Here is a 1,023-nt window from a genome sequence, read left to right on the forward strand (position 1 = left end):
TGAAGTGGAGAAAGAGATCCAACAGATGTTAGCGAATGGTGTTATAGAGAGAGCAAGTAGTCCCTACATAAACCATTTAGTAGTTGTCACCAAGCCGAACGGGAGTATCCGATTATGCTTAGATGCTAGGAAGTTAAATTCTTTATTAGTACCAGATTACGAGTGCGCTAGGAGTGTGGAAGAATTGTTTCAAAAATGTAACGGGGTTAAGTATATGACCAAACTGGACTTAACATCAGGATTTTGGCAAATTCCCATCCGAAAATGTGAAAGAAAGTATACGGCATTTTTATATAAAAATAAGTGCTACCAATTTAAAGTGGTACCTTTTGGCCTGAGCACCAGCTTAGCTGCAATGGTAAGGTGTTTAGACAGTGCCTTAGGTAATGAGGTAGAGAAGTATACATTAGTGTTCATAGATGATATTCTGTGTGGGTCACAAACATTCGGGGAGCACTTAAAACATTTAAAGAATATTTTTGAAAAATTAAGATCAGCAAACATGACGCTGAATCTACGGAAATCAGAGTTTGGTAAGGAGGAAGTTAAGTTTTTAGGTCACCGAATCTCAGTGGAAGGCATAACCACGGACCCAGAGAAGGTAAAGCCATACAAGAATTTCCAACTCCAAAGAACTGTAAGCAGCTAAAGTCATTTCTAGGTTTAGCTAACTACTATCAGAAGTTTACAAGTAAATAAGCGGAAAGTACTGTTCCACTGTTAAAGTTGTTAAACAAAGGGATTAAATGGAAGTGGACAAAGGACCACGATGAAGCGCTGCAACAAGTGAAAAGTCTTTTTATAAATACTGTTGTATTAAATCATCCAAGGATAGGAGAAAGATTTTACTTGCAAACAGACGCCAGCAATATTGCTATTGGAGCACACTTGTATCAGATTGATGAGAAGGGCCAAAAAGGTTTAGGGTATTAGATGGACCACCATTTGCAAACAGTGAACTTCATCTAGGTCATATGGTAAATAAAATACTGAAAGATATTTGTATCAAGACCAATGAAGAAC

At 37.5% G+C, this 1,023-nt stretch carries 3 protein-coding genes; all 3 read left to right on the plus strand.

Features of this window, described 5'->3' with window-relative positions:
- The coding region (locus MAGTDC_RS02630) for a reverse transcriptase family protein (RefSeq protein ID WP_278046952.1) at positions 1-649 on the plus strand (649 nt) is incomplete at its 5' end.
- Positions 650-786: 137 nt separating this feature from the next.
- The gene (locus MAGTDC_RS05945) at positions 787-933 is read left to right on the plus strand and encodes an RNase H-like domain-containing protein (RefSeq protein WP_414173061.1); all 147 of its coding nucleotides are present in this window, start codon (positions 787-789) and stop codon (positions 931-933) included.
- Positions 930-1,023, plus strand: a 94-nt coding sequence (locus MAGTDC_RS05950; RefSeq protein WP_414173062.1) for a class I tRNA ligase family protein, incomplete at its 3' end; no start/stop codon positions are given. The genes MAGTDC_RS05945 and MAGTDC_RS05950, both read left to right, overlap by 4 nt.

The sequence above is a fragment of the Candidatus Hodgkinia cicadicola genome (genome assembly GCF_002774925.1).